Consider the following 26,729-nt stretch of genomic DNA (forward strand, 5'->3'; position numbering starts at 1 on the left):
TGTAAAATAAACTATCTGATAAAGATAAACCCGCGCGGTAAACTCTGTCTACCACAAGATTATTTTATAGTACTGTCATTTCTTTATTTTGATTTAACATTTAAAAGCTTTGAATTTGTTGACTTATTTATGAATATCAAATAATCAAAAGAGTTAGCCACATTGGTTTTTGTAAATTCATTTTTATCCGTACCCGATCCTGTTTTTCGAAACAGAATATCTTCCAAGATCCAATGGCCAAGTTTGTTGCCATCTTTTTTGATTGCTTTCAGATCCAAAATAAAAATGGGAATATTAAGTGAGTTAAGCTTATATTCTAATGATCTGGGACCGGCTTTTTCTGAATTATAGGTACCAAGCTTCCCATCCATACTTGCAGAATAAGTACCTTCATAAAAGGCAAATCCAAAATTCACAAAATCTTTATCATACATTTCATTGAGCCAATACCCCATTCTATCAGATTTTAATTTTGAAACGTGATAATTATGAGCTGAGACTATTACTTTAGAATTCAAATAGTTTTCTTTTAACCATTTAATATTCTCCGCCATAAATGGGTCTCTCCTAATAAATTTGAGTTGGCTATATTGTCTGACAATATCTACATTTTGCAGGAAGCGTAATTTTTCTTCTGGATTTTTTATTGAGATAGATTTTTGTTTTATTAAAACCAGGTACTCAGCTATAATTTTTTGACCTTTTTTAGTGTACGTTCTGAAGCCTCTGTTGTTTTCTTTTAAGGCTATTTCCAGGTCATTAATCTCTTGTTCAGACAAGTGATTTTCTTGATATGTTTTTCTTATTTGATCTATTGCTCCTTTTGCAAACTGCATATCGAAACCGTCAAAAAAAACTTTTGGATTATGATTTTCATTGTATTTTTTTAACCATTCAACAAAAGCTAAAGTTTCTTGGGTTTGCCACAGCCAAAAATACATTCCCTTTAGAATATCTTTAGGATCTCCTTTTTCTTCCTGAATATATTGATTCATTAAAAAGCTTTCAGGCATATTGGCTTCTAACGAAAAGACATTGAAATTTTTATTAGCAATCAAATATTCACTTATTCTATATTTCATTTGATATACTTCACTCGAACCGTGAGTAGATTCTCCTAATCCTACTATGTTAGAATTTCCAATGAGTTTGTTTAAGATCAACAAATCACTAGTATCACTTTCGTCCGGATTAAAAGTTTTTATTGGATATATAAACTTTGAAATATATTCTTTCTCTTCAGAATTTAAATCATTTTTTGATTGTGCCTTGATTATTATAAAAAATACAATCAAAACACAAGATAATTTTAATTTCATTTACTACTTATAATTAGAGTAAACAATTATACAAAAATATCACTTAAACTGCTGGAGAAATTTAAATCATATCAGATATCAGTGTATATTTTTTTTAGTCGCAGATAGTTCACTATGACTGATAACCTAACAATTTTCTACCATACTATGTTGTAGACCGCTTTTCTTTTTCAATTTTCACATCAATATTAATTGCTGGACTTCCTGCAATTATTTTTTCCCAATTGCTGTAAAAAGTTCTTTCAAAAACAGTTCTTAATAATGCGGCGCTAAAACCAAAATCACCTTTAAATCCACTCATAACCTGTACAGATACATAAAAATCTTCTTTATCAATCCAAACAGAATAATCATTTAAGTCAAAAGTAAATGTCCCGTCTATGATTTTATCTGCAGTGAGTTCTGTAGTGAGATTTTCTAAAAGAATAGACTCTCCAGGTTGTTTATTTTTATTAGAATAAATATTGAAGTTGAGAACTATAGGCTTATCTGTTTTAAACTTTGCTATATTAAGATGTATTTTCTCAATTTTCAATCTTTTTTTATTTGAAAATGGGATTGCAAATTCCCTATAAGCTGTTTGATTAGAACCATTCGAGCTAAACCCATACAGCATATTCTTTGCTTTTGATTTGACTCCGATATTTTTACTTTCAAAAGTTTTTGGAGCTATTTTTAATTCAGCAATTTCGTTAACTTTTTCTTTAAGAATAATAGTATGATTATTTGAATGGATAAAGTCTTTGATATTTTGTTCAAAAGAATTATATCCCCCTAATTGAACAATGATTTTTTTAGATTGATCAATAGTAGATAAATCAATGCTGTAATTTCCATTTTCATCTGTAAGTGCTCCTATATTTTCATTTTCAACTCCAATTCTTGCATAAGGAATCACTTGGTTATTTTCACTAGAAATAATTTTCCCAGAAATAACCTGAGCATTCACAAAACTGAACAACAATAAAGAAAAAAAGATAAATTTTATTTTCATATGTATGTTTTCTTATTAAAATACTGATCAAATATACTATTTATTATCAATTTTTATTAACCGACTGCTTTTAGAAATTTATAATTTGAAAAACGAAAGAATTACCTTTTTAAAAAAGAGTTGTAAGCCTGTCTGTAGATAGACAACAATAAAAACATAAGACAGCAAATATCAAAAAAGAAAAACCGCTATAGACAGGTGTCTATAGCGGTTTTATATGTTTTATTAATTAGTATTAATCAATAATTATTTTACTTCTTCGAAGTCTGCATCCTGTACATCTTCAGCTCCGGCGTTTCCACCTGCATTTTGAGCACCTGCATCAGCACCTGGCTGTTGACCAGCTGCATATAATTCTTCAGAAGCGGCCATCCATGCTGCATCTAACGCTTCAGTTTTAGCTTTTACGTCATCAACATTTTTAGCTTCGAAAGCAGTTTTTAATTCTGCGTGAGCTGCTTCAATTGCTGCTTTTTTGTCAGCAGAAAGTTTTTCACCGAATTCTTTCAATTGCTTTTCAGTTTGGAAGATCAATCCGTCAGCTTTGTTGAAAACTTCAACTTCTTCTTTTCTCTTAGCATCCGCTGCAGAGTTTTCCTGAGCTTCTTTCTTCATTCTTTCGATTTCTTCGTCAGAAAGACCTGAAGAAGCCTGGATTTTGATAGTCTGCTCTTTACCTGTTCCTTTATCTTTAGCAGATACACTTAGAATACCGTTAGCATCAATATCGAAAGTTACTTCAATTTGAGGAACTCCTCTTGGTGCTGGTGGGATATCCTGAAGATCAAATCTACCGATTTCTTTGTTATCGTTGAACATAGATCTTTCACCTTGTCCTACTCTGATGCTTACTGCTGGCTGGTTGTCAGAAGCTGTAGAGAATACTTCAGATTTTTTAGTTGGGATTGTAGTATTCGCTTCAATTAATTTAGTGAACACAGAACCCATAGTTTCGATACCTAAAGAAAGTGGCGTAACGTCAAGAAGTAATACGTCTTTTACGTCTCCTGTTAATACACCTCCCTGGATAGCTGCACCAATCGCTACAACCTCATCCGGGTTAACTCCTTTAGATGGTTTTTTACCGAAGAATTTTTCTACTTCTTCCTGGATGATTGGGATTCTTGTAGAACCTCCTACCAAGATTACCTCATCGATATCAGAAGTTGATAAACCTGCATCTTTTAATGCTTTAGCAACCGGCTCCATAGATCTTCTTACTAGGTCTGCAGATAATTGCTCAAATTTAGCTTTAGTTAAAGTCTTCACTAAGTGTTTAGGACCTGTAGCTGTAGCTGTGATATATGGTAAGTTGATCTCAGTCTGTGGAGAAGAAGATAACTCGATTTTTGCTTTTTCAGCAGCTTCTTTTAATCTCTGAAGTGCAATTGCATCAGATTTTAAATCTACTCCTTCTTCAGCTTTGAACTCGTCTGCCATCCAGTTGATGATCACATCATCAAAGTCATCACCTCCTAAGTGAGTATCACCGTTTGTAGATAATACTTCGAATACACCATCTCCTAAATCAAGGATAGAGATATCGAAAGTACCACCACCAAGGTCATATACTGCGATTTTCTGATCTTTATGGTTTTTATCAAGACCGTAAGCTAACGCTGCAGCAGTAGGTTCGTTGATAATTCTTTCTACTTTAAGACCTGCGATTTCTCCAGCTTCTTTAGTAGCTTGTCTTTGAGCATCGTTGAAGTATGCAGGAACAGTAATTACCGCTCTTGTTACTTCCTGTCCAAGATAATCTTCAGCAGTTTTCTTCATTTTCTGAAGAGTCATTGCAGAAATTTCCTGTGGAGTATATTCTCTATCGTCAATTTTTACTTTTACTGTATCATTTGGACCTGAAACCACTTTGTAAGGTACTCTTGAAATTTCCTTAGCATCTTCTTTGAAGTGTGTTCCGATAAATCTTTTGATAGAGTAAACTGTCTTAGTTGGATTCGTTACAGCCTGTCTTTTTGCAGGATCTCCTACTTTTCTTTCTCCGTCTTCTGTAAATGCTACAATAGAAGGAGTCGTTCTTTTTCCTTCTGCGTTAGGAATAACAACAGGGTCTTTACCCTCCATAACAGCAACACAAGAGTTGGTTGTTCCTAAGTCAATTCCAATTATTTTACTCATAATATTTTTATTTTTTCTAATTTTTATATTTAATTTACAATCACTATTTCACAACATTTGTACCATATCCCGTTTTGTGACAAAATGACACAAACAAGACAAAAACCCTGAAATAATCAGGCTTTTTATTCTTTTAATACTGAAATTTTTTCATGTAAATCTGATTTCGATATTATTTTCAGACATAATCTTCTATACAATTTAATATATAATAAAGGTCAAAACACCTTCAAACCGATAGAAAAACCCACATTAAAATCTATAGGAATAGTGGAGACTAAAACTACAAGAATAAGATTGTTAAAATTAATCAAAGTTTAACCTAAGAAATAGAGGCAGAAACTGGACGAATTATTATTTTTGATAAAATATACACATTTAGAATGTCATTACACTTTAATCCACGAGATATTACATGGTTAGCCTTTAATGAAAGGGTTTTACAGGAAGCCATGGATGAAAAAGTTCCTTTACATTTAAGAATACGTTTCCTCGGAATATTCTCCAACAATCTGGATGAGTTCTTCCGAGTGCGTGTTGCCGGATTAAAGCGTGCCATGGATTTTAAGGAAAAGGTAATTGCCGAGTCCTTTTATCAGCCACCATCCAAAATCCTCCAGCGCATCAATGAGATTGTGATGAGGCAACAGCTGAATTTCGATAAAACCTGGAAAAAAATTCAGGAAGAAATGGCTGACCATAAGGTTTTCATCAAAAATTCTAAAAACCTGACAGCTCCACAAAAAGAGTTTGTCAGAAAATACTTTGATGAGGTGGTGGAATCTAATGTAATCCCTATTCTTCTTCATGAAAATACACCAATGCCTTACCTGAGAGATAAAAGTCTCTATCTTGGGGTTGCCATGAGGAAAAAAGACTGGCAGTATTCCAGTAACTATGCCATCATTGAAATTCCGTCCCGGTTTGTAGGCCGATTTTTATTGCTTCCTACTGAGGATCCGGAAGAAAAAAATGTAATGCTTCTGGAAGATATAATCACCTTCAACTTACCCCATATTTTCTCGTATTTCGGGTATGATGAATTTGCAGCCAATGCTTTTAAAGTAACCAAGGATGCAGAATTGGATCTGGATAACGACATCCGTACCAACTTTGCAGAAAAAATAGAAAAAGGACTTAAGAATCGTAGAAAAGGAAAACCTACCCGATTTGTTTTCGATAAAGATATGGATAAAGCGCTGCTGGAGCTCCTTATCAGAAAACTGAACCTAACAAAGAAAGACAGCATTATTCCGGGAGGAAAGATTCATAATTTCAAACATTTCATGGATTTTCCTGATGTTTTTGAAACCTATGCAAGACCTGTAGAAAGAACGTCTTTCACCCATCAAGCCTTTGAACATGGAGAAAGGGTGACGGATGTTATTATGAAGGAAGATGTACTGCTTACTTTCCCCTATCATAAATATAACCCGGTGATTGATCTTCTGCGTGAGGCTGCTATGGATCCAGATGTGAAATCGATACAGATTACGGCTTACAGAATGGCAAGCAACTCAAAGATCATCAATGCATTGATCTACGCGGCCAGAAATGGTAAAGAAGTAACCATAATGCTTGAACTTCAGGCTAGATTTGATGAAGAATCCAACCTGGAGTGGAAAGATATGCTGGAACCGGAAGGAATTACTGTTCTGGTAGGACTTCCGAATAAAAAAGTTCATGCCAAGCTTTGTGTTATCAAAAAGAGAGCCCATAATAAAACCATTCAATATGGATTTGTAAGTACCGGGAACTTCAATGAAAAAACAGCAAGAATTTACGGTGATCATCTGCTTCTGACTTCTGACCGTGGCATTATGGCCGACATCAATAAAGTATTCAATGTACTGAAAAAACCAAAAGATGATTACATTCCGGTTTTGAAAACTTGTAAAAATTTATTAGTTTGCCCCCAATTTATGCGTGAAAAGATTGTTCACCATATTGATAAGGAGATTGAAGAAGCTAAAGCAGGAAGAAAAGCAGAGATTATTGTTAAAGCAAATTCACTGAGTGACAGATTATTAATTGAAAAATTATATGATGCTGCCACAGTAGGAGTAACCATCAGACTGATCGTAAGAGGAATTTACTGTGCCGTTAATCAAAAGGAATTTAAAGAAAAAATTAAGGCGATTAGTATTGTAGACGAATATCTGGAACATGCCAGAGTAATGTATTTCTACAATAAAGGAGCAGAAGATCTGTATATTTCCTCTGCCGACTGGATGACCAGAAACCTTGATTACAGAATTGAAGCAGCAGCCAAAATAACTGACAAGAACCTTAAAAAAGAAGTAAAAGACATTCTTGACATTCAGCTTAGAGACAATGTAAAAGCTAGAATTTTAGATAAAAAACTGAGTAACGAATACATCAGAAACGATAAAAAAGAATGTCGTTCACAAATAGAAACTTATAAATATTTAAAAGCTAAAACAAGCAAAAAATGAAGATCGCAGCAATAGACATAGGAAGTAATGCCGCCAGACTTCTCATTAATGAAGTAAAGATAAACAATAAAAAACCGGAATTCATCAAACTGAACCTTCTGAGAATCCCTCTGAGATTGGGTATGGATGTATTCACCATCGGAAAAATAGGTCCCGAAAGAGAAAAAATGGTCATCGATTCTATGAAGATATTCAGTGATCTGATGAAGATTTACAAAGTAGATCACTACAGAGCCTGTGCAACCAGTGCCATGCGTGATGCCGCTAATGGTGATGAAATTATCAGACAAGTACAGGAGGCTTCCGGTATCAATATTGAGATTATTTCCGGAGATGAAGAAGCTACCCTAATTTATGAAAACCATGTTGCTGAAGGTCTTGACAAAGAATTTGCCTATTTATACATTGACGTAGGAGGAGGTTCCACAGAGCTTACATTCTATGAAAATGGTAAAATGGTATATGAAAGATCTTTCAATATTGGAACCATCCGTCTTCTCAACAATCTTGTTACCCTGGATAACTGGAAAGAAATGAAGGAAGAGATCAAAAATAATATTGTCAGCAAAAGACCCATTGTGGCTATTGGTTCGGGAGGAAACATCAATAAAGTATTCTCCATGAGCAAAACCAAAGACGGGAAACCCATGTCATTAGCTCATCTGAAAAAAGTACATAAAGAGTTCAATGAACTTTCTGTAGAGGAAAGAATGACAAAACATAGTCTTAGAGAAGACAGAGCCGATGTATTGGTTCACGCTTTAAGCATTTTCAACAATGTAATGGCCTGGTCGGATATCAATAAAATTTTTGTTCCGAAAATTTCCGTAGCAGACGGCTTGATCCAGAATATTTACAGCCAGTTACAGCATAAGAAATAATTTTTCAAAGAATAGTTACATTCAAAACCGGACAAAAAGTGTCCGGTTTTCTTTTTCACACTGTCATTGCGATCGCAGCGAAGCAATCTCATCACCCCAACAAACAACAATTTTCAAATAAAACCGTCCATTTCTAGGTTTTGGCTAAAGCCAATGGACTTTGATTATTTTATTTATTGAGCGGCCGGGCTAAAGCCCGCCCCTATTGATGTTGATATCCGCATGGATATATGTACGGATAATAGTTGTTTAACAACAAGATCTTTTATCTTTTATCTTTTATCTTTTATCTTTTATCTTTTATCTTTTATCTTTTATCTTTTATCTAAAAGAAATAAAGTAATTTTCCACACTCATCCGTCATACAACTATCAATAGCAAAACAATGAACTCAATCAAAATAATTCTTACAGGAGCCACAGGTATGGTAGGCGAAGGTGTTTTAATGGAATGTCTTGAAAACCCAAATGTTTCTGAAATTCTGAGTATCAGCAGAAAACCATCTGGAAAAAAGCACCCTAAACTAAAGGAATATCTTGTTCCGGACTTTTTATCCATCGATAGTAATGACGAAAGCCTCAAAGGCTATGATGCCTGTTTCTTTTGTGCCGGAATCAGTAGTGTGGGGATGAATGAAGAGGATTACACCAAAATCACTTATGATACCACCATTCATTTTGCAGAGGCTGTTTTACACCAAAATCCAGAAATGGTATTCAGCTATGTATCCGGAGCTAGTACTGACAGCACAGAAAGTGGAAAACTAATGTGGGCAAGGGTAAAGGGCAGAACAGAAAATACTTTAAAAAAGATGAATTTTAAAGGGGTTTATAATTTCAGACCTGGATTTATGAAACCTGTTGATGGTCAGATCAATGTAAAATGGTTCTTCAAACCTTTTATTTGGATTTTTCCTATTTTTTTACCATCAAAATCACTAACTTTACATGAAGTTGGGAAAGCGATGATCAATACCGTAAAAAAAGGGTATCCTTCTTCAACTTTAGAAATTCGAGATATTAAAAATTTAGCGATATGAGAGACATGTTAAAAAGAATTGTTCTGGTTATTTTTGTACTCTTGCTGCTGAGTGCAGTTTCAGGATTTTTGTATATGCAAAAACATCCTTTGGAAGGAGCTAAATCAGGAACAATGCTAAATTTTTCCGGAAAGCCTTCAAAGTAACTGAATCTTAAAACACATCATTTTATCTTTTATCAGAAACAGACCTATTTTTTAAACATTTCTTAAAATTCCATTAAAATAGTTGCCAAACATAAAGTTCATTTTTGTATTTATCTAATTGAAGTCAAAAATGATCAACAACTACCTTTTAAAAGGGTCTGTCATTGCCGCATTCTTTTTTCAGACTGGGCTTTTCGGACAGACACTTATCCATTACTGGAATTTTAATAATAATACTTCCCAAACTTCTATCACTACGCCTTCATCTACGTTGGTTAATGGTTCTCTTACCTCCATAGCTGGAGGAACAAGTGTGATAGATTTTGCGGGCGGTACCGGACAAAATTTTAATACTGACAATTTAAATGCCCGAAATGGAGATGCATCCGGAACGCATTTAAGATTCAACAATCCTATTGGTGGTGGCTTACAGTTTAATCTGCCAACAACAGGATATAATAACGTCGTTATAAAATTTACAACGAGAAGGTCAGCACAGGGAGCAGGAACACAAACCTGGTCTTATACAACAGACGGAACTACTTTTATTCCCTATCAGACCGTTACTCCTCAGGATGCCAACCCACAATTAATTAATTTTGATTTTTCTGCAGTGGCGGGGGTATCTAATAATCCCAACTTTAAATTAAAGGTTGAATTTTCTTCAACAGGAGGTGGAACAGGCGGTAACAACCGTTTTGATAACTTTACAGTGGATGCAACACCAACAGGCGGTGTTGATACTACTCCACCTACAACCACTTATCTTCCTGCTAACAATACCAATAATGCTTCAACCACTGTTAATCCTACTATTTCCTTTAATGAAAATGTAAGATTGACCGATAACTCCACGATAAACGATTCTAATGCACAAAATCTTGTAGAATTCCGTCTTGGAACTGCTACAGGCGCTCAGGTTCCCTTTACAACGGCTTTCAGCAACAACATTATCACCATCCTCCCAACTTCCGGCTTGGTGCCGGGCCAAACATATTATCTGGCTCTAAAACCCAATACTGTTGAAGATTTCAGTGATAATGTCGTAACCACTGTCACTTCTTCTACATTTACCACTGCCGGAACCTCTATTTCTCTTGAGAAAAATTTCATCAAGGTAGATGAAAATGCGGGAACACTTGCTTTTAAAATTAATATAGTGAATCCTTCCGCAGCAACCGTAAATCTTGTTGTAAAACCTGCGCCTTACAGTACAGCTGACAGCAATGATTTTACTTTAACCAATCAAACCATCAATATAACACCTTCCACAACCAGCTATACAGTCAATATTCCTATTATTGATGATACCTTGGAAGAACAAAAGGCTGAATATTTTGTGGTAAGTCTTGAAAACCCAATAGGAGCAACAATTTCGGGAGATAACTCTGCCACTATTTATATTGTAGATAATGATAAACCGGCACCGGTTCCTTCTAATGAAATTCAGTTGAATTATATCGGAAGTTTTGATCCATCCGGCAATAACAACAGTTCAACAGAGATTGTTGTTCATGATACAGCAACTCAACGATTATTTACCATCAGTTCTCTTACAGATGTTTTTGATATTATTGATTTCAGTAATCCTAACATTCCAACAGTGGTTAATACCATCAATATGGCTTCTTATGGCGGAATTACAAGCATTGCTGTAAAAAACGGAATTATTGCAGCAGCATCTCCAAATACCAATCCACAACAAAACGGTTCTGTAGTCTTTTTTGATATTAATGGAAATTTCCTGAAACAGGTAACGGTAGGAGCTTTACCGGATATGGTAACCTTTACTCCAGACGGAACAAAAGTGATTACAGCTAATGAAGGAGAACCTAATGATGCTTACACTGTAGATCCTGAGGGAACTATCAGCATCATTGATATTTCTGGAGGTATTGGTAATCTTGTACAAAGTAATGTAACTACTTTGAACTTTAATAATTTTGATTCTCAAGTTGCTGCTTTAACTGCTACAGGTTTAAGAAAGGTGAGAACCAACAATACTTTATCTCAGGATCTGGAACCTGAATATGTCACCATTAGCTCAGACAGCCAAAAAGCATGGGTAACCCTTCAGGAAAACAATGCGATTGCTGAGGTTGACCTTACTACTAAGAATATCACCGGAATCTGGGGCTTGGGTAAAAAAGATATGAGTCTTCCGGGGAATGGCTTTGATGCTTCAGACAACAATGGTGAAATTCTTATTGCCAACTGGCCTGTAAAAGCGTATTACCTTCCGGATGCAGTACAAAATTATAAGGTAGGAAACACCAACTATATTGTAACAGCTAATGAAGGTGATGAAAAAGATCTTTCAGGATACAGTGAAAGAACTACTGTAGGCGCTAACAATTATACTTTAGACCCTGCAATTTTCCCTAATGCCAATATATTAAAGGCTTCTCACAATCTGGGAAGATTCAGAGTGTCATCAGCTACAGGAAATACGGATGGCGATTCAGATTTTGAAGAAATTGCAGCGTTAGGAGCCCGTTCGTTTTCCATTTTCAATGCAGATACCAAACAGCAAGTGTATGACAGCGGAGATCAGTTTGAAAGATATATTGCCGCTAAGCATCCATTAATCTTCAATGCAGATAATGAATCCAATGCCGTTAAAAGCAGAAGCCGTGCAAAAGGTCCTGAACCGGAAGGCGTTGCTCTCGGAACCATCAACGGACAAACCTACGCTTTCATTACGCTGGAAAGAAAAGGCGGTGTAATGGTTTACAACATCACCAATCCAAACAATCCTACTTTTACGGATTATAAACACTCCCGTTCTACCTCAGCATATGGTGGAGACAACGGCCCTGAAGGAATCATTTATATTGCTCCTGAAAATACCACTACCAATAAAGGATATGTTATTATTGCCAACGAGATCAGCGGAACTTTATCTATGTATGAAGTAGCCCTACCGCCTACTTTGGCAACCGATGAAGTAAAATCCGAAAAAGCGACATTCAATATATTCCCGAACCCTGTCAATAAAGGAAACACTTTATATTTCAATAGAAAACAGGACTACGAATTATATGATATGTCCGGAAAACTGATTGGAAAAGAAAGAAATGCCTTAACAATAAATACATCCAATCTTTCAACAGGGGTCTACCTTGTGAAAACTTCAGAAGGACATCTTAAAAGAATTATTATCAAGTAATCTACATGTTACGATTTGATTGAAGCCTCTATTTTTAGGGGCTTTTTTACTTATGATTTTAACTTAAGGAAGAGAAGTTGAATCTAATAGCATCCTTGTCAAGGTTTAAAACCTTGACAAGGATATCCAAGGATATTTTCTAAGAATCTTCCCTTGACCCCACTTTTAATATAGACTTGCTTCATCTTCAAAAAAGCAATCATTTAACTTTTGATTAACTATGAGAAAATAATTTTGTACTTATATTTACCCTCAACAAAAACCAAATTCAATATGAAAAGTATTAAAACAGCAGGTATTTTAGCTATTCTGTTACTTGGGACAGGTACAGCATTTTCTCAGTCCAGAAAAACAGAATCCATAAAAGGAGTGGAACAGTCTAATGGGAAAACAATACAGGTAGACGGTGTTGGGCATACCCTAAATTATACTCTTAATGGCGGAAATGTAGAGGTTTCCGGTGGTGATAATACAGTAAATGTTAAAGGAAGTGCCAGAAAAGTTTCAGTATCTGGAACCGGTAACAAAATATACATTGATAAAGTAGATAACGTTGCCATAGAAGGGGGTAGCAATACCGTATACTACAGAAGTTCAGGAACAAAATCAGGAAAACCTAATGCCTCTCTTACCGGAGTGGGAAATAAGGTTGTGAAGCAATAATTAATCTATATAATTATAAACAAGCAATTAGGACTCAGAGATATCTTTGAGTCTTTTTTAATGATTGAAATAAAAAATAAGCTAACTCTATATACAATTTTATGCCATTGTCATTCCGACGAGGGAGGAATCTGATTTATAACTTAGATTCTTCATTTCACTCCTGAACTACGTTCGCAGACCTTTAGTCTGTATTCAGAATGACACAATCAGTATAAGGAGATAATGGAATCAGTGCAAAATTGTAAGTATTCAAAAAAAATTATTGTCCATAGAAAAGGTATATATCCCTTAAAGTATAAACTTCTTCCATAATTATATAACACCAAGACTTTTATTCATTTTAATTTTATCCCACGAAATGAAAAGAGTCTTTCACATACTGTTTATCCTTCTGTACATCGTGGTTTCTTCAGGATTTACCACAAGCAGACACGTATGTAAAGGAAATGCAAGTGAAATACATGTAGGTCTGAAAAAACTCTCTGATCTGGATTGCTCGAAATGCAAGGCCAATAAAGAGAAAAATCATAACGGATGTTGTAAACTGGAAGTAAAGAAAATCTGCAAAGAAGACAACCTTCCACATTCTTACAAAAATACTCCTGTAAAGTTTTTATCAGCATCCATTCCGTATTACAATCTGGGCGCTGTATTTGAACTGGGATCAACTATTGATCCTGAAAACCATACTTCTTATTTTGATCCTTCAAAATACCATCTCAATTCTCCACCCCTTTTCATTCTTCACTGTGTTTATAGAATTTAGAATACATTGAATCATTCCGTGATCCCAATCGGGACAACTATTTTTCAATTTTAATTCTAAAAATATTCTATGAATTTATCATTCAGAGCACTTATCTTATGGCTGAGTTGCCCTGCACTGTCCTTTGCTCAGTTTACGAGTTTAGAGGAAGTACTTCTCAGGGCGGAAAAGAATTATCAGTCCATTCAAAAGAAAACAATCAAGATACAGGCTTCACAAGAAAGACTTAAGCTTCAGAAAACGTATTATTTGCCGGAAGTGACATTGGCTGTTCAGCAGAGTTTCGGAACCATCAATGCTCAAAATGGTCCAATGTATAATATGGGAGGTTCAGGTATTTCGTCTACTTCCATGCCTTTGGCAGAACAAAACTGGAATGCTGCTTTTGGAAGTTTGTATCTCGCGAACGTCAACTGGAATGTCTATACTTTTGGGAAACTTAAAACTAAAGAAAATATAGAAATTGCCGATGTAGAGCTTCAAAAAGCAGATCTGAAACAGGAAGTTTTTCAACATCAGATAAAGGCTGCCGCGACTTATTTCAACCTTCTTGTAAGCCAACGTCTTGAAAATGTACAGCAGGAAAACCACAAACGTTCAGAAGTTATTTATATGATTGCTCAGGCTAGAGCCAACAGTGGGTTAATTCCAGAAGTAGATGCATCGCTGGCAAAAGCAGAAATGTCCAGTGCACAGACTGCGATCATCAATGCAAACGATCATGTTCTGGACTATAATCAAAAGTTATCTGATCTTTTGGCAGAGAATTTTAGTGAGTATCAGTTAGATCATTATTTCAGTAAAAACGCCCCTGTTTTAATGAAGGAAACCTCATTTTTTGACAACCATCCCACTACGCTTTTTGTTGCTCAAAAAATTAATAAAAGCAAGCAACAGGAAAATTATCTGAATACCTCAAGCCTGCCTTCTCTTTCTCTTTTTGGGACATTTCAAGGGCGTGGCTCTGGTTTCGACTGGAATTATGTGCAGGACAATGCTGCTTACTCCCCTTCTTATCTGAAAGGTATTGGCATAGACAGGATGAATTATATTGTAGGGCTTAATCTCAGCTGGAATCTTACCGATTTTTACAGAAACAGTTCCAGAATCAACGAACAGAAGCTTATTACAAAGACTTTAGATCTGGATTATCAGCTCCTACAGCAGGAACTTCACAATCAGCAGAATCTTTCGGATCTGAAATATAAAAACGCTTTGTCTAAAGTTACTGAATCCAAAATCCAGTTACAGGCTGCTACCGATGCATTTAATCAACAAAAAGCATTGTACGAAAACGGATTGACCACTATCGTAGACTTTACTCAGGCATTATATCTTCTGAACCGGGCTGAGATCAATTATGAAATTGCCCAGAACAATTCCTGGCAGGCTGTTGTATTGATGGCCGCTTCCAAGGGAGATATATCAATGATTACCAAAGCAATTGCCCATTAATTCAAAAATTTAAACATGAATCTTATAAAGTTTGCATTACGCAGGCCAATATCTGTAATGGTATTGGTATTGGGGCTGTTGTTTTTCGGAATCAAAGCCGCTAAAGAAGTAAAAGTAGATATTCTTCCTGAGATGAATCTTCCTGTAGTGTATGTTGCCCATTCTTTTAATGGATATACTCCACAACAGATGGAAGGATATTTTACCAAAATGTATGTGAATATGCTTTTATTTACGAATGGTATTAAAAGTATCGAATCTAAAAATACCCAGGGACTTACCTTGATGAAGGTTAATTTCTATGAAGGAACCAATATGGGAGAAGCCATTGCACAAATCAATGCGCTGTCTACCCGTTCACAGGTATTTTTACCGCCCGGTGCACCGCCGCCTTTCATTATCCGTTTTGATTCTTCATCACAACCGGTAGGACAATTGGTCTTCCGAAGTAATACCAAAACAAACAATGAACTTCAGGATATTGCCAATTTCAATGCCCGGCCTTTTCTTATTGCCATTCCGGGGCTTACTACTGCTCCACCGTTTGGGGGAAGTCCACGTACCATTGAGGTGAATGTGGATCCTGTCAAACTACGAGCACATCAATTATCACCTGAGCAGATTGTAGAAGCCATCAGCAGAAATAATATCACCTCACCATCAGGAAATGTTTATATAGGCGAGACTAATTATCTCACTCCCACCAACAATACGGTAAAAAAGGTGGAAGAATTGGGAGATATTCCACTATTTAAAGGGACTGCTGACAATGTTTATGTCAAGGATGTTGCCACAGTGAAGGATGGAGCTGATATAGCTACCGGATATGCACTCATAGACGGAAAACGTTCTGTGTACATCAATATTGCCAAAGCCAGCAACGCTTCTACGCTGGAAGTCGTCAATAAATTAAAGGAATCTCTCCCGAAAATCCAGCGAAATATGCCGGATGATGTAGAGATTTCTTATGAATTCGATCAATCCGTTTATATTTCAAATGCATTGAAAAGTTTAGCCGTGGAAGGGATTTTGGGTGCTTTACTGACCGGATTGATGGTGATGCTTTTCCTGAATGACCGAAGAGCAGCCCTTATTGTAATTATGACCATTCCGATTTCTATTATTTCAGGCGTATTATTTCTGAAATTATTCGGACAATCTATTAATATTATGTCTTTATCCGGTCTTGCTCTCGCGATAGGAATATTGGTGGATGAAAGTACGGTTACCATTGAAAATATTCATCAGCATTTTGCCATGGGAAAGAGCCGTGCACAAGCCATTTGGGATGCGTGTAAAGAAATTGCCTTCCCGAAACTGCTTATCATGCTTTGTATTTTAGCAGTATTCGCTCCTGCATTTATGATGAGTGGTATTCCCGGATCTTTATTTATGCCTTTAGCAATGGCCATAGGGTTTTCAATGATTGTTTCTTTTATATTATCACAAACTTTTGTTCCGGTGATGGCCAACTGGCTGATGAAGCATGATCCTAAAACGTGTGAAAATCATAAACCAAATTGGTTTACCCGCTTCCGTGATCGTTTCACTGTATTTTTATCTTCTTTGATGAAGCGTAGAAAAATCATTGTAAGTATAAGTCTTGCAGCTGTTTTCTGTTTAGGAATCGGACTTTATCAGATAACGGGAAAAGATGTATTACCTTCCGTAAACTCCCGACAGTTTCAGGTTCGTATAAAGACTGCAGAGGGAACCCGTATTGAAGTTACTGAAATAAAGGTTAAAAAATTTCTGGAACATCTTAAAAATAAGGTGGGAAAAGATAATATCGCTATTTCATCTGTATTCATCGGTCAGCATCCCTCAACATTCGCGGTTAGTCCTATTTATCTTTATAATGCAGGTCCACATGAAGCTTTAATGCAGGTTGCCTTAAAAGAATTTAATGGAAATTCTGATGAACTGAAGGATGAATTGCGAAAGTATTACAAGGAAAAAATGCCGGATATTCAAATTTCATTTGAGCCTATTGAACTTACTGAAAAGATATTAAGCCAGGGAACCAACACTCCTGTTGAGATAAGAATTTCAGGAATGATGAAAAAGATGAACCGAATGTATGCGGAGAAACTTTTAGCCAAGTTGAAAGAAATTGAATACATGCGCGATCAGCAAATCCCACAATCCATGAACTATCCTGCTTTACAGATTAATATTGACCGAGTGAAAGCTGCTCAATTAGGATTGGATGCGCAGGATATTGCCAAATCACTGGTAACAGCTACAGCTTCTACCCGCTATACCAACAAAAATTTCTGGGTAGGCGGAATGATGGGAATTGCCTATGATGTACAGGTGCAGACTCCTCAGAATATCCTTAACAGCAAGGAGGAACTGGCTAATATTCCGCTATCTAAAAACTCTGACAGACCTGTATTGGGAGATGTAGCAACCATAAGTTCGGCAAAAGAACTAGGAGAAAGTTACAATCTCGGAACCATGGGTTATACTACTGTTACTGCTAATCTCCACAAAACCGATCTGGAACAGGCTTCCAAAGATGTAAAAAAAGCCATTGAATCTCTTGGTGAGCTTCCAAAAGGGGTTAATATTGAAGTTTCTGGAATGGCTCCTGTATTAAATGAAACTATGAGCAGCCTTTCCTCAGGACTTCTTATTGCTGTGGCTGTCATTTTTCTGATGCTTGCTGCTACTTTTCAGTCGTTTCGTGTTTCCTTGGTTATTTTAACAACAGTTCCTTTTGTTATTGTAGGATCACTGACATTATTGAAATTGACAGGTTCTACGTTGAATCTTCAGTCTTATATGGGATTGATTATGTCTGTTGGAGTGTCTATCGCCAATGCCGTTTTATTGATAAGCAATGCGGAAACCATTCGAAAATCAACCGGAGACGCTTTAAATGCAGCTCTTGAAGCAGCTAAACTTCGTATTCGCCCCATCATTATGACCACGCTGGCTATGGCAGCCGGAATGTTGCCAATGGCTATAGGTTTTGGAGAAGGTGGAGATCAGGTTTCTCCATTAGGCCGTGCCGTAATTGGCGGACTTATTTTCTCTACATTCTCAGTATTGGTTATTCTTCCTTTAGTTTTTGGATGGATGCAAAAAAATGCAAGTATTATTTCTCCTTCTTTAGATCCTGAAGATGAAGAAAGCATCCATTATTCTCATTCAAAATCATAAATTTTACATTCAATGAAAAACATATTATATACAGCTGTCATCCTGAGTCTTATTATTATCCCGGCTTCCTGCAGCAAAGAAAAAACAGATTCCAAACAAGAAGTCAAACCTATGATGATGGCCAGCATGGAAACTGTAACTATTAAAAAAAGTAATCCCAAAGTAGAACTCAAACTTCCGGGTGAACTGGTTCCTGATCAGGAAACTGCTTTATTTGCTAAAGTACAGAGCTATGTAAAAAAGATCAATGTTGATATTGGTACTTATGTGAGTGCCGGACAGGTTCTTATGGTGTTGGAAGCTCCTGAAATTCAATCTCAAGCGGCTAATGCCAAAGCGAAGTGGCAGGCGCAAGAAGCTATTTATGCCTCTACAAAATCAAGTTATAACAGAATGTACAAAGCCAATGAAACAAAAGGAGCTATTGCAAAAGATGCTCTGGATCAGATCACAGCCCGCAAGCTTTCGGATGAAGCACAGGTGAATGCGGCAAGATCAGCGTATCATGAACTTCAGGATATTAATCGCTATCTAGTCATCCGCGCTCCTTTTAGTGGCGTGATTACAGAAAGAAATGTAGATCTTGGAGCATATGTAGGTCCCATGGGAGGAACTCCTTTGATGGTTATTCAAAATACCTCGAAGCTTCGACTTAGTTTATCTGTTTCAGAAGCGAATGTTCCTTACCTCAACGTGGGAGATACTATCTCATTCAGAGTTCATGCACTCCCTGAAAAAAGTTTTAAAGCCAGAATATCCAGAAAGTCAGGATCATTAGACCTTAAGCTGCGTTCGGAGAAAATAGAAGCGGATTTTATCAATCATTCCAGAGAATTAAAACCTTTTATGATTGCAGAATCTATGATTCCTTTACAAAATAAAGAAGCTACATTTTTTATTCCCAGATCAACCCTGGTGGAAAGTAATATGGGAATTTACATCATTAAAAAAGAAAACGGAAAGGCGAAATTCATTCCCATAAAAAAAGGAAGAATTCTCAATGATACTATTGAAGTTTTCGGAGAATTGTCAGAAGGTGATCAGATTATTAAAAAAGGAAGTGAAGAAATCTTAGAAGGAAGTTTAATTAAATAATATCAATATGAAAACAATATTCAGAAACACGTGTATTATTCTTTTCAGTGCAACCGTTTTATATGCCTGTAATAAAGAAACACCCAAAAGTCCAGAACCTGTAACCGTTCAGAAACCTCAACCTACAGCCTCTTCCGGAAAGTTTGTAAAAGGAAGCCATGTTCCCACAGAAACAGTCTGTATGGTGAATAATGCGTATATGGGAAAGAAACAGATAGAGGTTCCTCACAATGGTAAAACTTACTATGGCTGCTGTGAAATGTGTGTAAAGCGCATTCCGACAGATAAAACAGCCCGAGAAGCTATTGATCCGTACAGTGGAAAAACAGTAGATAAAGCAGATGCTTATATTGTGATGATCAGTGATGAAGGAGAAGTGGCTTATTTTGAAAATGAAGAGAGTTACAATAAGTTTCTCGCTCAGAATTCATAATTATATTCTCCTGATTATTTGCTGAATAATTAGTATAATATTGTTTGTACCAAAGTAATTTAAATGGAACGCAAAGTTTTTATTCTTATACCGTTATATATGTAAGGGAGCAAAGAGTGGAATCAATTTTATTGATTCTTTTAAAGCGGACGTATAACTACATGGTTTCATCAGCGACAAAGCCGCCTTCTTAGCTTCCTTATTAATAGGATAAATGATTTTTTTCTTTGCGTTTTAAAAAATCACAATATATAACTCAAATAAGTAAATAAAGTGAATTACAGCAAATTCCTCGCTCAGAATTCATAATTATATTTTTTAGATTAATTGTTTTAGAGCTTGGTAACTCAGGGTTATCAAGCTCTTTTTTAACTGGAAACAAAAAAGACAGGCCTTATACAAAAGCCTGTCTTTTTAATATCTCAGATATAGTCTTACTCTACGTTTACTACTTTCTCAATTTCCGGTGCATGTTGCTTGATTGTATTTTCCACCCCTAATTTTAAGGTTGAAAAATTCAACGAGCATCCGGAACAGTTACCAAGAAGTTTTACAAAAACCTGATTATCCTTCACATCAATAAGCTCAATGTCACCACCGTCTTTATTTAAAAACGGTCTGATGCTTTCCAGAGCTTCCATTACTCTTGTTACTGTATCTTCGTGCGTTATGTTTGTTTCCATATTTTTTCAGTTCAATTCGGTTTTTTCAAATGTGATTGAAAGTTATTATTATTTTGCTTTTGGCGAGCAACCTGCCATAGTGGAAATCTTCACCGCCTCAGTTGGAGGAAGGCTTTTATTTCTCTCTACAAGGCTTTCTACCATTCTTCTTGCCGTTTCAGTATAAATCTCTGAAATTTTAGAATTTTCCTGAAGGGCTGCCGGTCTTCCTACATCTCCTGCTTCTCTGATGCTTTGGATCAATGGAATCTCTCCCAATACCGGAATTCCAAGATCTTCTGCCAAATATTGTGCTCCCTGATTTCCAAAGATATAATATTTATTCTCAGGAAGTTCATCCGGTGTAAAATACGCCATATTTTCGATTAATCCAAGAACCGGAATATTGATGCTTTCCATCTGGAACATAGCAATCCCCTTTCTTACATCTGCCAAAGCAACGTGCTGAGGTGTACTTACAATCACAGCTCCTGTTACAGGCACTTCCTGAATAATGGATAAGTGAATATCACCTGTTCCTGGAGGAAGGTCGATTAATAAGAAATCCAATTCACCCCATGCAGCATCTCTAATCATTTGGTTTAATGCTTTTGAAGCCATTGGTCCTCTCCAAACTACCGCTTGGTTAGCTCCTGAGAAATACCCAATAGAAAGCATTTTCACTCCATAATTTTCGATAGGCTTCATCATATTCTTTCCGTCCACTTCTACAGAAATTGGTTTTGCACCTTCTGTATCGAACATGGTAGGAACTGATGGTCCGTAGATATCGGCATCCAGCAATCCTACTTTAAAACCCATTTTAGCCAACGTTACTGCCATATTTGCAGAAACGGTAGACTTCCCTACTCCTCCTTTACCGGAAGCAATAGCGATAATATTTTGAATTCCAGGAATTTGTTTTCCTTTGATCTGACTTTGCTGAATTTCACTAGGTTCCGGAGAAACAATTTTAAGTTTTAAATGAACTTCTTCTCCAAATTCACTAGCAAAAGCCTGCTTCATAGCAGCTTCCAGCTTTTTCTTTTCATGCATTGCTGGTGAATGAGCGGTCATGTCAATATAAACATCATTACCCACAATCTGAAGATTATTCACCAAGTCGTCTACTTCTATTTCTTTAAGGAATTCCTGAACCTTTTCTTTCGTCAACATATAAATATAAATTGTTTACAAATTTACGTTTTTTTTTGGTAATTTAGAATCAATAAAATCTATAATATCAGGTGATAAATCAGATCGTTAAAAATTTTGTTTATCCTATTTTTTCATCATGAACTATCCTGCGCTACCAAAACAAAATCTATGGAAACTATTGCTTACCCATCTAAATATGCATTACCAAAAGAAATATTTATTGTAGGAAAAACCAGGTTCAAATGGTATGATTTGGCTAAAGATCCTGCAGAAGTTTCCACGCAAGATATTCAGAATGCTAAAACGTGTATTGAAAATGCCAAAGAAAATTTTCAGAATATCGAAGATCTCGGATTTGTAATTATGCATCGATGTGGCGAAAATTATCTTCTTTTAGTCTGTACCTGGCGAAGTGAAAACGAATTATGGGAAAGTGTTTATTATGACGGAACCGGCAAATTCGAGATCTGGGACAGAAATAAAACCCACCTCCCTACTTACTGCATCTGGGAAATGGGCATTGTTTACCATGAGTCCCAGGCATGGAAAAAATACCTGGGAACTGCAAGACAGGAAAGCCATAAAGTGGAATATCTTAATGACTTGTTTGAGGGTGAGGTTTAGGAGTAAGGAAGCTGGAAGTTATGTTTAACCTTTCAATTAACTAAATGACTATAAAAATGTTACATAATCCTACATTACATTTTTTTAAACGCAAAGGTCTTATTTAGATTATGTATTATTTCTAAGGGAGCCAAGGCAGCGACATAGTCACTTATGAAGCTGTATGGATATGCATCCGCTTCAAAAGAATCAATGAAATTGATTCCACTCTTTGCTTCCTCAAAATATCACAATAATAGTATAAAAACCTTTGCGTTAAATTTAAATTGAATCAATAGAGCCATTACACTATTATTCATTAACTTTCAGCTTCCCGCCTTAATTTGCTCTGTTTTTTTCATCAAAGTTTACATTACGGTTCACTCCTTTTATCTTTTTATTTCCAAAGGTATAGGTTGCCGATACAGTAAGTCTTCTGGCATCATAATAATTATTAAAATAATGAGATCCTGTGGTATAATATATTTCACCCTTACTTCTTGCCTGTTTAAAAATATCTGAAACAATGACATTAACCTGCAGATTTTTATCCATCAGATTCATCTTTACCCCGGCCGTAAAGTTTCCTACAAAATCCCAACGTATATTTCCTGAATTGGACGGCAGACGGAACCAGTAATTGGCAATGAATTGAACTGTTTTTTTGTCATTGAGTGATATATTATTCTGAATATCAAAATCATAACCATAGCCTTTTTTAGAAGAAGCATCGGTAGTGAAAACGCCCATATCCGTATAAGATAAGTCTGCAGAATAATTGGTTTCCCAACGTTTGAAAAAGGTATCCGAATAATTTATGGTAGCCCCTATGCTGTTTTGATGATAATAATTGAAAAAAGTACTGGTTCTGCTCTCTCCAGATAGACTAGCCAATTGACCGAATCCGTCCAATGTTCTCTGGAAATAGAATGTAGTTGATAATTTCCCTTTATACACATGAGAAAATTCAAAATTATGATTGATGGAAGGCTGTAAAAAAGGATTTCCGGTGAAATAAGAATTTACATTGATGTACCAGCGATAAGGATTGATGGCACGAAATCCCGGTCTGTTGATCCTTTTGGAATAATTTAAACTGAAAGTATTACTCTCATTGCTTTTGTACATCACATACGCTGTTGGGAAAAATTTCCCGTAAGAGCTTTCCGACTGTTGCCCGGAAGTCAGAGAATTTCCATTGACTGTAGAATATTCATAGCGAAGTCCGGCTTTTGCAGACCACTTTTCATCAAAGGATTTTTCAAGGCTGAAATAAGCCGCATAATTTTTTTCATTGTATTTAAATTCGTTGCTCTTTGAAGCATCCGTCACATAATTTCCATTTTCAAGATTCTGATAAAAAATACTGGAATTATTATCAAAATTAGTAAACTTCACTCCTGCTTCTGTTTTTGCAAACTCATAAGGTAAAGTAAGGTCTGCCTGCCCTGAATAGATCTTATAATCCACTACCGATGGTGATCTTACAATAAATTCTTCTCCGGAATTTTCTATCGTTGTAAAATCAATAGTAGTCTTAGGAAGATTAGAAAAATAATTCCCTGTAATACTTAATTTATTATCCTGTTTTCCAAATTTAACATCATAATAAGCGCTTATCGTCTGCTGGGTGGATTTTCCTCTGTGCTCGGCATAAGTGGATAAAGTATTGGTATAAGTATCATTCTGAAAATAATCCGACGTATTTTCAATGTCCATATTAGAATGCCCAAATCCATAATCATAAATAAATCCTATGTTAGACTTCTTTCCCAATTGATAATCCACACTTAAATTCGCTCCAAGGCCATCTCCAAAATCTCTTCTGTTATCATGACTTTTAAGTCCCTCTATTCCTGTCATTCTATAATTTTCAAAAGAATGTTTTTCGTATTTGCTTTGTCTTAATTTCAAAGAAGAACGTAGTTTTTCATTCTGATAATTAATCGTCGCACTGTTGGAAAACCCTGAATAAGTCTGCTGCTGAAAGCTCGTCGTAAGACTTCCGCTCCAGCCAAGGTTTTGATTTTTCTTCAGAACAATATTGATGAGTCCACTATTCCCCTGAGCTTCATATTTTGAAGGGGGAGCCGTAATAACTTCAATTTTTTCAATATTCTCGGATCTCAGACTCTTAAGATAGGTAACAAGCTCTGTTGAAGAAAGGTTGAGTATCCTGTCATTAATCATCACCGATACTCCACTTTTTCCGGCAATAGAAACTCCGGCATTTTCATCTACTTTTACTAATGGTGTTGTGGCAAGTGCATCTGCACCATCCATTCCCTGAGAAGCCACTGAATTGGCAACATTGAAAACCAACCTGTCAGCTTTTCTTTCAATCAGTTTTTTTCTGGCAGTGAGTGTTACTCCCTCAATTTGCTTTTCCTTTTTCTCCTCAATGAAAAAATCATGCTTTACATCACCCTGTACGGTAACATCTGTAGCAGAAACTTCCGTTCCGTCCTGTATCAGTTTAATATTATATTTTCCGTTCTCAGAAAGTTTCAGAAAGTAATTTCCTTTTTCATCAGAAATGACAGTTTGTTTTTTCTGATCCTTAACCGCTATCACTTCAATATAAGAAACAGCGTTCCCTGTTTTAGTAATTTTCCCTGTGATCGTTTGAGAAAAAAGGGCGGCTGGTAACAAAATAATTGCTGAAAGTAAAATCTTCTTCATGTAATTTGATAATCATAGTTTTATATAAGACAAGCAGGTATTTGTTTTTATTACATTTGAAAAAGAAAGGAAGATGGATGATACTATTGAATCCGGTAAACCAATAGCATTTTTTAATCAGATTTAATAACTTGTGAATTCATCTATAATCAATTCGCTACAACTTCTCCATAACCTGATAGTACCTCCGCCCCTAATCCCTAATTTTCTTCCCAAAAATCTCTATTTGGTACTGTACTTGATTTATCCTCACCTTATACTATCAAACATGAAAAAAGGGCTGCTTGTATTGTCTTTACTAATGCTCCAGATTATGGATGCTCAAAATCATTCTCAACATATGGAACCTTTGAGAGGAACCGAAGATCATACCCCTATTTCTCAGGAGACCATTGCTTCTCCAATCATTAAAGCAGACAGAATTTTTGATTTCTCTACCAAAGTTGAGATCACTCCGCAGAATCCCGGTGATAAAATCTACTATATGACGCTGGATGCCGGTGATGTCAACAAGAAAAAGAAATTCGCTGTTTACAAAAAACCTTTTACCATTAGCAAAACAACACAAGTTCAAGCTTATACAGAAAGAAAAAGAGAAAAAAGCTCAGTGGTAACTGCAAATTTCAATAGAAGACCTAATTATTGGGAAGTCACTACCCTTTCAAAAGTCAATCCTCAATATATAGCCACTGGAAAATTTGCATTAATTGATGGAATAAGAGGGGATATCGACTGGAAAAAAGGAGACTGGCAGGGATATCTGGGACAGAATTTCGAAACCGTAATTGACTTTCAGTCGCCTCTGCAAATCACTCAAATCACTTCTACTTATCTTCAGGATAACAAATCATTGATCCTGATGCCTAAAAAAGTGGAATACTATGCTTCTATGAACGCTAAAGATTATTTTCTGTTAGATACAATCGAGAATGATATTGATCCCAAAGATGAAAAAGTTCAAACCAAAGATTTTACCACTGAAGTTCTTCCTACCGAAGCAAGATATCTTAAAGTAAAGGCTTATTATGTTGGAAAACTTCCCGGATGGCATCAGAAAACCGGTGGTGAAACGTATATCTTTGTGGATGAAATTTCTGTCAAATAAAAACGATTACTAACTATGAAAAAATTATCATTATTTCTCTTCTTACTATTAGGTATTTTAAAAGTATCAGCTTGCAGCTGTGCCAAGGGTACTTTAGCTGAAAACTATTTAGAAGCTAATGTGGTTGGGGTTATAAAAATCCTGAAAGTATATGATGAAAATCCTGATCAAAGAACCTATAAAGCTGATGTGGAATTTGAAAAAATATACAAAGGGACAAAATTCACCACATTAAATGTGAGGGGATTAATTGGAAAATCATCTTCAGCTGCATGTGAAAGAGATATAATACCTAATCAAAGATTTTTGGTCCTACTAAATGGTTCTAACAACAGTTTCACAGTTTCACACTGCTCTGCTATGTCCAGCCTAAATGTCCAGCCTACAAAAGATGAAGAGGCCCAACTTGAGAAATTAAGCAAAGCTTTTTCATATTTAGAGAAAAATAAATTAAAATTTAAAGGTGCTCAATTTTCTTATTACTACGATGAAAAACAGGGAGATAATCCTAAATCTGAACTTTCAAGAATTAATAATTTCAATCCTAAGCAACCGTTTGCTATATACAAAGTAAAGCTAGATGATTCTTTCAAAATTAAAGAAATGTCACCTATTATAGGCTTTGGCAGCAAAGACAAAATAATTGAAGGGATCATGAAAAGAAACATAAGAGTTGAAACACCAATGTTTAGAGACACTTCGAAGAAAAAAGAATATTTAATACTCCTTTTCTACAATAAACAAAACATTAATATTCCAAACAGAGAAGTAATATCTGACTCCTGGTAATAAA

The 26,729-nt window shown here is 35.8% G+C and carries 20 protein-coding genes; 14 read left to right on the plus strand and 6 right to left on the minus strand.

The annotated features are described in order from the left end of the window. Positions 1-83: 83 nt before the first annotated feature. The 3 genes from BLS98_RS15540 to dnaK all read right to left on the minus strand — a co-directional run bounded on the left by BLS98_RS15540 (position 84) and on the right by dnaK (position 4,452). The gene (locus tag BLS98_RS15540) at positions 84-1,319 is read right to left on the minus strand and encodes an erythromycin esterase family protein (protein WP_089737436.1); all 1,236 of its coding nucleotides are present in this window, start codon (positions 1,317-1,319) and stop codon (positions 84-86) included. A 145-nt stretch (positions 1,320-1,464) separates the two neighbouring features. After that, positions 1,465-2,313: a carboxypeptidase-like regulatory domain-containing protein gene (locus tag BLS98_RS15545; protein WP_089737437.1), complete on the minus strand. Its 849-nt coding sequence runs from the start codon at positions 2,311-2,313 to the stop codon at positions 1,465-1,467. A gap of 246 nt (positions 2,314-2,559) precedes the next feature. Then, positions 2,560-4,452: a molecular chaperone DnaK gene (dnaK, locus tag BLS98_RS15550; protein ID WP_089737438.1), complete on the minus strand. Its 1,893-nt coding sequence runs from the start codon at positions 4,450-4,452 to the stop codon at positions 2,560-2,562. 383 nt (positions 4,453-4,835) lie between these two features. Between dnaK and ppk1 the strand changes: the two genes are divergently transcribed. The 11 genes from ppk1 to BLS98_RS15600 all read left to right on the plus strand — a co-directional run bounded on the left by ppk1 (position 4,836) and on the right by BLS98_RS15600 (position 19,726). Continuing rightward, entirely contained in the window at positions 4,836-6,908 is a 2,073-nt protein-coding gene (ppk1, locus tag BLS98_RS15555; RefSeq protein WP_089737439.1) for a polyphosphate kinase 1, read from the plus strand. Then, positions 6,905-7,789, plus strand: a complete 885-nt coding sequence (locus BLS98_RS15560) for a Ppx/GppA phosphatase family protein (protein WP_089737440.1) — start codon at positions 6,905-6,907, stop codon at positions 7,787-7,789. The genes ppk1 and BLS98_RS15560 overlap by 4 nt, the downstream gene beginning before the upstream one ends. A 385-nt stretch (positions 7,790-8,174) precedes the next feature. Beyond that, positions 8,175-8,828 carry an NAD-dependent epimerase/dehydratase family protein gene (locus tag BLS98_RS15565; protein ID WP_089737441.1) on the plus strand — a complete coding sequence of 218 codons (654 nt, stop codon included), beginning with the start codon at positions 8,175-8,177 and terminating at the stop codon, positions 8,826-8,828. Continuing rightward, positions 8,825-8,974, plus strand: a complete 150-nt coding sequence (locus BLS98_RS23390) for a hypothetical protein (protein WP_167356242.1) — start codon at positions 8,825-8,827, stop codon at positions 8,972-8,974. Before BLS98_RS15565 ends, BLS98_RS23390 begins: the two co-directional genes overlap by 4 nt. A 130-nt stretch (positions 8,975-9,104) precedes the next feature. Continuing rightward, a complete protein-coding gene (locus BLS98_RS15570) occupies positions 9,105-12,143 on the plus strand; it encodes a choice-of-anchor I family protein (RefSeq protein WP_089737442.1) in 3,039 nt (1,012 codons plus the stop codon). Positions 12,144-12,416: 273 nt separating this feature from the next. After that, a complete protein-coding gene (locus BLS98_RS15575; protein ID WP_089737443.1) occupies positions 12,417-12,806 on the plus strand; it encodes a DUF3060 domain-containing protein in 390 nt (129 codons plus the stop codon). Positions 12,807-13,167: 361 nt separating this feature from the next. Continuing rightward, positions 13,168-13,575 (plus strand): HYC_CC_PP family protein, encoded by a 408-nt coding sequence (locus BLS98_RS15580; protein ID WP_089737444.1) that lies wholly within the window; start codon positions 13,168-13,170, stop codon positions 13,573-13,575. Between the two features lie 69 nt (positions 13,576-13,644). Next, positions 13,645-15,030: a TolC family protein gene (locus BLS98_RS15585; protein WP_089737445.1), complete on the plus strand. Its 1,386-nt coding sequence runs from the start codon at positions 13,645-13,647 to the stop codon at positions 15,028-15,030. A 15-nt stretch (positions 15,031-15,045) separates the two neighbouring features. Continuing rightward, entirely contained in the window at positions 15,046-18,198 is a 3,153-nt protein-coding gene (locus BLS98_RS15590; RefSeq protein ID WP_089737446.1) for an efflux RND transporter permease subunit, read from the plus strand. 12 nt (positions 18,199-18,210) lie between these two features. Beyond that, positions 18,211-19,293 carry an efflux RND transporter periplasmic adaptor subunit gene (locus BLS98_RS15595; RefSeq protein ID WP_089737447.1) on the plus strand — a complete coding sequence of 361 codons (1,083 nt, stop codon included), beginning with the start codon at positions 18,211-18,213 and terminating at the stop codon, positions 19,291-19,293. 7 nt (positions 19,294-19,300) lie between these two features. Beyond that, positions 19,301-19,726 (plus strand): hypothetical protein, encoded by a 426-nt coding sequence (locus BLS98_RS15600; RefSeq protein WP_089737448.1) that lies wholly within the window; start codon positions 19,301-19,303, stop codon positions 19,724-19,726. A 434-nt stretch (positions 19,727-20,160) separates the two neighbouring features. On the opposite strand, the gene BLS98_RS15605 is transcribed toward BLS98_RS15600, so the two are convergent. Beyond that, positions 20,161-20,409, minus strand: a complete 249-nt coding sequence (locus BLS98_RS15605; RefSeq protein WP_045500144.1) for a NifU family protein — start codon at positions 20,407-20,409, stop codon at positions 20,161-20,163. A gap of 48 nt (positions 20,410-20,457) precedes the next feature. Next, the gene (locus tag BLS98_RS15610; protein WP_089737449.1) at positions 20,458-21,564 is read right to left on the minus strand and encodes an Mrp/NBP35 family ATP-binding protein; all 1,107 of its coding nucleotides are present in this window, start codon (positions 21,562-21,564) and stop codon (positions 20,458-20,460) included. Between the two features lie 150 nt (positions 21,565-21,714). Here BLS98_RS15610 and BLS98_RS15615 point away from each other — a divergent pair, with 150 nt between their 5' ends. After that, entirely contained in the window at positions 21,715-22,170 is a 456-nt protein-coding gene (locus tag BLS98_RS15615; RefSeq protein WP_089737450.1) for a hypothetical protein, read from the plus strand. A gap of 318 nt (positions 22,171-22,488) precedes the next feature. On the opposite strand, the gene BLS98_RS15620 is transcribed toward BLS98_RS15615, so the two are convergent. After that, complete coding sequence (locus BLS98_RS15620; protein WP_089737451.1) at positions 22,489-24,831, minus strand: outer membrane beta-barrel family protein; 2,343 nt, start codon at positions 24,829-24,831, stop codon at positions 22,489-22,491. Between the two features lie 268 nt (positions 24,832-25,099). Between BLS98_RS15620 and BLS98_RS15625 the strand changes: the two genes are divergently transcribed. Both BLS98_RS15625 and BLS98_RS15630 read left to right on the plus strand, forming a co-directional pair. Continuing rightward, the gene (locus BLS98_RS15625) at positions 25,100-25,936 is read left to right on the plus strand and encodes a chitobiase/beta-hexosaminidase C-terminal domain-containing protein (protein ID WP_089737452.1); all 837 of its coding nucleotides are present in this window, start codon (positions 25,100-25,102) and stop codon (positions 25,934-25,936) included. 15 nt (positions 25,937-25,951) lie between these two features. After that, positions 25,952-26,725, plus strand: coding sequence for a hypothetical protein (locus BLS98_RS15630; RefSeq protein WP_089737453.1), 774 nt, complete (start codon positions 25,952-25,954; stop codon positions 26,723-26,725). The last annotated feature ends 4 nt before the right edge of the window (positions 26,726-26,729 follow it).

The organism is Chryseobacterium jejuense (assembly GCF_900100075.1).
In the GTDB taxonomy this organism is placed as follows: domain Bacteria; phylum Bacteroidota; class Bacteroidia; order Flavobacteriales; family Weeksellaceae; genus Chryseobacterium; species Chryseobacterium jejuense.